The organism is Actinomyces sp. HMSC075C01 (assembly GCF_001812965.1).
Lineage (GTDB): Bacteria > Actinomycetota > Actinomycetes > Actinomycetales > Actinomycetaceae > Actinomyces > Actinomyces acetigenes.
Window position 1 is genome coordinate 52,910 of record NZ_KV810996.1, and the last position, 6,378, is coordinate 59,287.

General features: G+C 66.4%; 5 protein-coding genes. All 5 read right to left on the reverse strand.

All coding sequences use genetic code 11. The features are described from left to right. Positions 1-30: 30 nt before the first annotated feature. The gene (locus HMPREF2883_RS07240; protein WP_070660328.1) at positions 31-2,094 is read right to left on the reverse strand and encodes a glycosyltransferase family protein; all 2,064 of its coding nucleotides are present in this window, start codon (positions 2,092-2,094) and stop codon (positions 31-33) included. Then, positions 2,084-2,548, reverse strand: coding sequence for a GtrA family protein (locus HMPREF2883_RS07245; RefSeq protein ID WP_070660331.1), 465 nt, complete (start codon positions 2,546-2,548; stop codon positions 2,084-2,086). The genes HMPREF2883_RS07240 and HMPREF2883_RS07245 overlap by 11 nt, the downstream gene beginning before the upstream one ends. Then, positions 2,545-3,600 carry a glycosyltransferase family 2 protein gene (locus HMPREF2883_RS07250; protein WP_256277378.1) on the reverse strand — a complete coding sequence of 352 codons (1,056 nt, stop codon included), beginning with the start codon at positions 3,598-3,600 and terminating at the stop codon, positions 2,545-2,547. The genes HMPREF2883_RS07245 and HMPREF2883_RS07250 overlap by 4 nt, the downstream gene beginning before the upstream one ends. A gap of 99 nt (positions 3,601-3,699) precedes the next feature. Continuing rightward, entirely contained in the window at positions 3,700-5,757 is a 2,058-nt protein-coding gene (locus tag HMPREF2883_RS07255) for a rhamnan synthesis F family protein (protein ID WP_070660336.1), read from the reverse strand. A 123-nt stretch (positions 5,758-5,880) separates the two neighbouring features. Then, a partial coding sequence (locus HMPREF2883_RS07260; RefSeq protein ID WP_371080527.1) for an LGFP repeat-containing protein occupies positions 5,881-6,378 on the reverse strand: 498 nt, incomplete at its 5' end.

Sequence of the window (6,378 nt, forward strand, 5' to 3'; positions counted from 1 at the left end):
TGCATCCTAACAGGTGCGGTTGCGGAGCAATCACTTGGTTCTGCCGGCGATGGTCATGAGAAGGTCACCGTGGACGGTCGTTCCGTTCTCCGTGGTCGGGAACTGGTCCACTGCAGGGTTGATCATGACACGGGCATTGCCGCCCTCGGTCATCTTACTGGTGATCGTCACGGTGTACTTCTCGCCACCGTGCAGGACCAGTCCCTTGACCGGGAACTCGTGCAGGCCGGCGTGAAGGGAGTTCGCCGGGGCCTCGGTCCTGAAGACCTGGTGGCCGGAGGCGTCCGTGACCTCGACGTTGACCACCGAGGAGTCGAGCCACTGCACCTCTTCGGCCAGGAAGGCGATATTGATGGATCTGACCTCCACGGTCGACGGCAGGGTGATCGTCTCGGCGACCCTGGCCCCGTCCTGGAGAATGTTGACGCTCCCCGCCTGAGGGGCGTCAGTGGATGCCGAGTACACCACCGGAATGGCGGGCACGAAGTAGGGAATCATGACAAGCGCGCTGAAGCCTGCCGGCATGAGGAGACGCACCCAAGCCGCCGAGCGCGGAATGCGCTCCCCCTGGCCCAGGTCCTCCACCATCTTCTGACGGGGAAAGTTGATGATGAGGATCGCCAGGGCGCAGGCGATCATGAAGCCGACGATGAAGGAGCCCTGCCGGCTGATTCCCACGGTCTCGAGGAACTGCGCGGGAGTCTCGTACCGGGGCTGCGCCACCGGGGCGATCAGGTGAGGCAGGAGCAGCTGATCGAAGATCGACCGGTTGTACATGGAGTAGCCGTTGAAGGCGTACAGGAGGAACAAGGCGGTTCCCACACCCGTCTCGAGGAGGGTGTTGAGCAGCACGTGACGCGGGTTGAGGAAGATGATGAGCACCGCGAAGGGCGAGACCATGACGGCCCAGTAGGGGTTGAGCGGGACCACCGTGGCGAAGACGAGGTAGATGGCCATGCAGATGTAGACCGCGTCGGCCGCCAGAGCCTTCGTCCCCTGAGGGCGGCGCAGGTAGGCGAAGACGACGATCCCGACCATGAACACCACGAAGACCGGGATCGTACTGCCCATCCACGGTATCCCGACGGCGGTGAGCCTTTGGAGCATGCTGCTCATGAATCCACCGGTGGACGCCTTGTAGGCCACGTTGCCGTGGTAGATGGCCCGGCAGGCCACCAGGCCGAGCAGGCCGGCGCCGAACTGAAGGGCCACCACGCGCAGCCGCTTCTCCCGCAGCAGCAGCAGCGGCACGAAGATGAAGATGGCGAAGAGCTTGAAGGTATTGGCGATCGCGAACCACAGCAGGAACCTGCCCAGCCGGCCGCGCAGGTAGGCGCGCAGCCCCAGCAGGATGAAGACGATCATGATGATGTCGTACTGGACGATGACGAAGACCGGGACGAACAGCGTCATCGAGGACAGGAAGAAGAAGGCGACCCACTTGCTGCGCTGCCGGCTGACTCCCAGATCCCGCGCAATGTCCACCAGTACCTTGGCGGCGATGAGCGCGGCCAGCACCATCAGGGTCTTGAGCCACAGCTGCGCCGGCGTCGACAGCAGGTAGTGGAAGCCGGTGATCCGGTAGATGATGTAGGTCGGCAGGTTCCATAGCCCGAAGAGCAGGTAGAGCGGAATGTCGTAGACCGCGGGGTGACCGGTCGAGGTGTGCTCGATCGCGATCTGGTAAAAGTCTCCCACCCGCCCTTGGAGCACCGAGTCCAGGAAGTTGAAGGAGTGCTCGAAGGTGGCTCGCACGTCCCCGTAGAGGAAGAAGGCGTAGGCGCCGAGCAGGATGACGCCCAGCAGTGCCCAGTCCACGAGGCCGGGCCCCTCGGTACTGCTCCACCAGGAGCCGAGGCGGCTGTCCACCACGCGCTCGACCGCCCGGCGTCCTTGATCGCTCCTGGCATCGATGAACGTGCGAATCCGTGAGGCCACGCCTGCGGCCGGGACGGCCTCCGGCTCCTCTGACGCGCCTGTCGGCCGCCCGTCCTCGTCCTGGGCGCGGATCTCTTGCGCGAGGTCCTGATCGACTGTCTCAGCGGTGTTGTTCTTGACCTGATCCGTACTGTTCTTCGCGGACTTACCGGACACGAGAGCCTGCCTGTTTATCGGGGTGGTGGACAGCCGCCCCGCCGGAGGTGCCAAGACGCTCCAGGAGGGCTTTGCGGGAGATGAAGTTGTAGATGAGCACGATTGCCGTGGCGAGGATCTTCCCCAGGAAGGGGCTCATGCCGGCAAGGTCGGCGCATACATAGAGGATGAGTGTGTTCAGGCCCAGTGCGACGACGTTGAGCAGAACGTACAGCGTGAACTCCTTGAGGACACTGACATTCTCCTGGGCCTCGAAGACGTAGCGCCTGGAGAGGATGTAGTTGAGCACCACCGAGGTGGAGAAGGACGTCGCACTGGCGATGAGGTGGGGCACGCCCAGCCCGTACAGCACGGTGAACAGGCCAAAGTCAACACTGAAGGAGATGCCGCCGACGACGAGGAAGCGCCCGAACTGCAGGAGGATGGGGCGCAGCTTCTCCTGGAGGGCGTTCAAGAGGCGTTCCCGCCGGGACGTTCCTGCGTGGAGGGATCCGCCTGCGACGACGACGGGCCGCCCCCGAAGCCCGACGGCCCCTCGGAGGGTCCGAAGTTGAGGCGCTCACCGATGACCACGCGAGGCTTGCTGACAATGCGCCCGTTGATGCTGAGAATGTACTCGCCCAGGATTCCGATGAAGAACAGCTGAATGGAGCCGAGGAAGAACAGGCCCACCGTGCGGGAGGCCTCACCCACCGGATAGGCATTCCAGTCGATGAGCTTCTTGACCAGGACGAAGATGGCCAGGCCCAGGCAGATGATGCCGACGAAGGTGGCCACGAAGGTGGCCATGCGCATCAGCAGCTTGGTGGAGCTGGTGATTCCCTGCATGGCGAAGTCGTAGTTGCGCAGGAAGTTGAAGTTCGACTTCCCCCGGGAGGACTGGGCCTGATCGTACTGGACGATCTCGAGCCCGATCCCGTACTCAGCGACCACCGTCTTGAAATAGGGCTGAATATCGCCTATCTGCCGCAGAACATCGATGAACTCGACGTCATAGAGCCCGTATCCGGTGAAGCGCGCGATCTGAGGGGTGTCGGCGAACCAATCAATGAGCTTGTAGTAGAGGTGACGGCATCCCGTCATGATGAAGCCCTCGTCAGAGGATCGCCTCTGCCCGATGACGACCTTGGCCCCCGCCTCCCAGCGGGCCACGAACTCCGGGAGGTTCTCCGGAGGGTCCTGGAGGTCGCCGAAGAGCATGAAGGTCGCGTCCCCCGAGCCGTAAGTGAGCGCCGAGAAGACATTCCGGTGAAAACCGAAGTTACGGGCGTTGAAGACGGCCTTCACCCGCTTGTCCTCAGCCGCCAGAGCACGGATCGCGCCGCGGGTGCCGTCCGTCGAGTAGTCATCGACGAAGATGATCTCGTAGTCGTACTGGGGAAGATGCGTGCGAAATACCGAGTTCAGTCGGTCATACATCAACCTGACGCTTTTTTCCTCATTGTAACTGGGGATGACGACGCTGATCTTCTTCATGGACAGGCCAAAGGTCCTCACGTGACTCATTGATCGAGGCTGGGGCTCCGGCAAGGGCTCCAACAGGGGCATACCCGACCATGCCGGCAGGAGGTGCGGGAAGCACCTCACGGTATGTTAACACCTCGCTCAATCCCCTTTGTCTTCCCCCCGAGGACGGCCGACGTCGCGTAGACGCCTGCCGGCACTCGTCGCAGCGCGCGCCAGGTCTGAGGCCCCACCGGTCAGATAGCGGTAGGCGGGTTTGAGAGCACTGCCCATGTCGGGGTGGTGGACGTCGACGTAGGTGCGCACCCGGGCACCGACTCCGGCCCGGGGACCGAACCGGGCCTGGAGGAACCTGACCTGCTCATCGGTGTGGTCCGGAAGGTCGGCGGTAACGACCCGATGCTTGTAGGCCAGGGCCCCGTAGAGGCGCCCGGCCCAGGCCGCGGTGAGTACCTCGCGGGGGTGGAAGCCGCTGGACATGGCCGCGTAGACGGTCAGCAGCTCGAGCACCTCGGCGGCGCGGGCGCGTTTGAGGCGCTCGGCCGACTGCTCGGGTCCGACGGCGGCCTGCTCGGTGAGCCGCACAAGCTCCTTGGCTCCCTCACTCAGGGTGCGCAGCGCTGCGGGGCGGGCCATGAACATCGCACCGGGCGGAGCCACGGGGGCGAGCGGATCAAGCTCCACGGTCAGGCCGAGCCGCCGGGACAGCGCCTTGGCGGCACCGGCCAGCCCGTCCCATGTCGGTCCTGCGTGGGCCTGCCCGATGTGGCCGGCGGCGGGCACGGCCACGCCGAGGCCGGGGTGCTGCGCGAAGAGGTCGATGAGGCCGGCCGTGTACCCCGGCGAGTCCAGCAGGCAGTCGAGCGCCTGTCGGTGGGCGACGTCGTCGGCCCTCGTCTTGGGGCCGGGCTCGGGCCCCACGGTGATCCGCAGGACCAGGGCGTCACCGTCGCCACCGTCATCACCACCCTCGTCGCCACCGGCGCCCCGGCCGGGATCCCAGAGGTCGTCGCACTGGGTGAGGAAAGCGATCGTGCCCCGCGGGTCGAGGTCGCGCACCACGCGCAAAGACACGTCCCCTTCCCCGTGCGCCGAGTCCTCCTCTGTGTCCTCCTGTGTGGGACGGCGGCCGGTGACCCGCTCCAGGTCGGCGGCATCCAGCGGTTCGGGCGAGGTGACCACGACCCGCCAGTGCGCCGGCAGGCTCGCCAGGCGGCGGGAAATCCCGTCGGCCTCGGCGCGCTCCACCGCCTCCCTCCCGGCTGGAATGTGGACGACGACGCAGCCCGAGGACCGCTGCGCAGGCGAGCTCGTCTGCACACCGGCTCCCACGGCCCCGGGGACGCACCCGGTCACAACCTCGGTGAGGCCGGCGTTGACGATGAGGTCGCGGGCGGTCGCGGTGTGGACGACGTCGGACAGGATGAGGTCCTCGCTGTAGCCGGCCTCGACGGCGGCCTCCAGCAGCTCCCCACCGACGACGGCCTGGCGGTCCTGGTGGAGCGGGTCGTGGAAGAGGGCGCGGCGCTTGAGCAGGGGGCAGCCGTCGACCAGCAGCGCCGGGGCCTCCTCAATGGCCGGGTTGGCCGAGCGGTAGCGGTCCACGGGGAAGGCGACCTGCCAGGTGTGGCCGAGCTCGGCGAAGTGGCCGGTAAAGCGCGACTCGTGCCACTGGATGGAGTCGCGGTAGGAGGAGACCGCCGGCATCCGTTCCCAGTACTCACGGAAGTCCGGGGCCGTCAGGAGCCCGCGGCGCACCGCGATCCAGTGGGACTGGAGGTGGCGGGGCAGCTCACGCCTGGCCAGGAAGGGGTGGGGGCGCATGGCGGCGTGCTCGGTCATGCCCCAGAAGGAGATGCCCTCCCAGCCTGCGGCGCGGGTGAGGACCTCCTCCCAGGGGTGCAGCGGCGCGTAGTAGGTGTGGTTGGTCAGGATGAGCTCGTCGAAGTCGGCGAGCCGCTCCCAGCCCAGGTGCTCCAGGCCGGCCCGGTAGGCGCCGACGTCGAGCCCCTCATTGGGGCGCTGGAGGATCTCATCGCAGCAGGTCTCCAGTCGGGCGCGGTCGGCGTCGCCGATGGGTGAGTTGGAGACCAGCAGGACGTGGTCGGCGTGGGGCCGCAGGGAGCTGAGCGCGGCCAGGACGTAGTCGCGGACCTGATGATGAGGATCGAAGTGGAAGTAGACGAGTCCTCGGTTCATGTGGAGGTCCTTCCCGGCAGGTGGTCGATGAAGGCGGCTGGTAAGGAAGCGGCGAGGCAGCCAGTGTCTCATGAGCTGTGTCATGCACTCCTGGCCGCCTCGCCGCTCTCCCGGTGCGGGATGTCAGCGGATGGCCACTTTCCCGTTGGGCGCCACGGAGATGCCGCCTCTCTCGAAGGTCTGGGTCATGGTGCCGTCGGCCTGGCGGACTGCGCGCCCGGTGGGCAGCCCCACCTTCGAGTGCTCCCAGCCCGAGGCCGCCCAGGCGTTGAGGATCGAGCCGTGGATGAAGCTGACCCGGCCCCCGGGGCGCCAGTAGGCGATGCCGCCTTCGAAGATCTGGTGACGGCTGCCACCGACCCCTACCACGCCACCGCTGCGCGGGTAGCCCATGGATCCGGTCTGATAGCCGTAGGCTCCCCAGGCACTGAGCACCGGCTCACCCACGAACTGCGCACCGGTCGCCGGGCTCCAGTACCCCACCCCGCGCTCGAAGCGCTGGAACACCCCACCCTTGGTGGAGGCGGTCTCGTTGGAGGTGGGAAGCCCCAGCCAGGAGCGCTCCCAGCCCGAGGCCGCCCAGGCGCTGAGGATCGAGCCGTGGATGAAGCTGACCCGGCC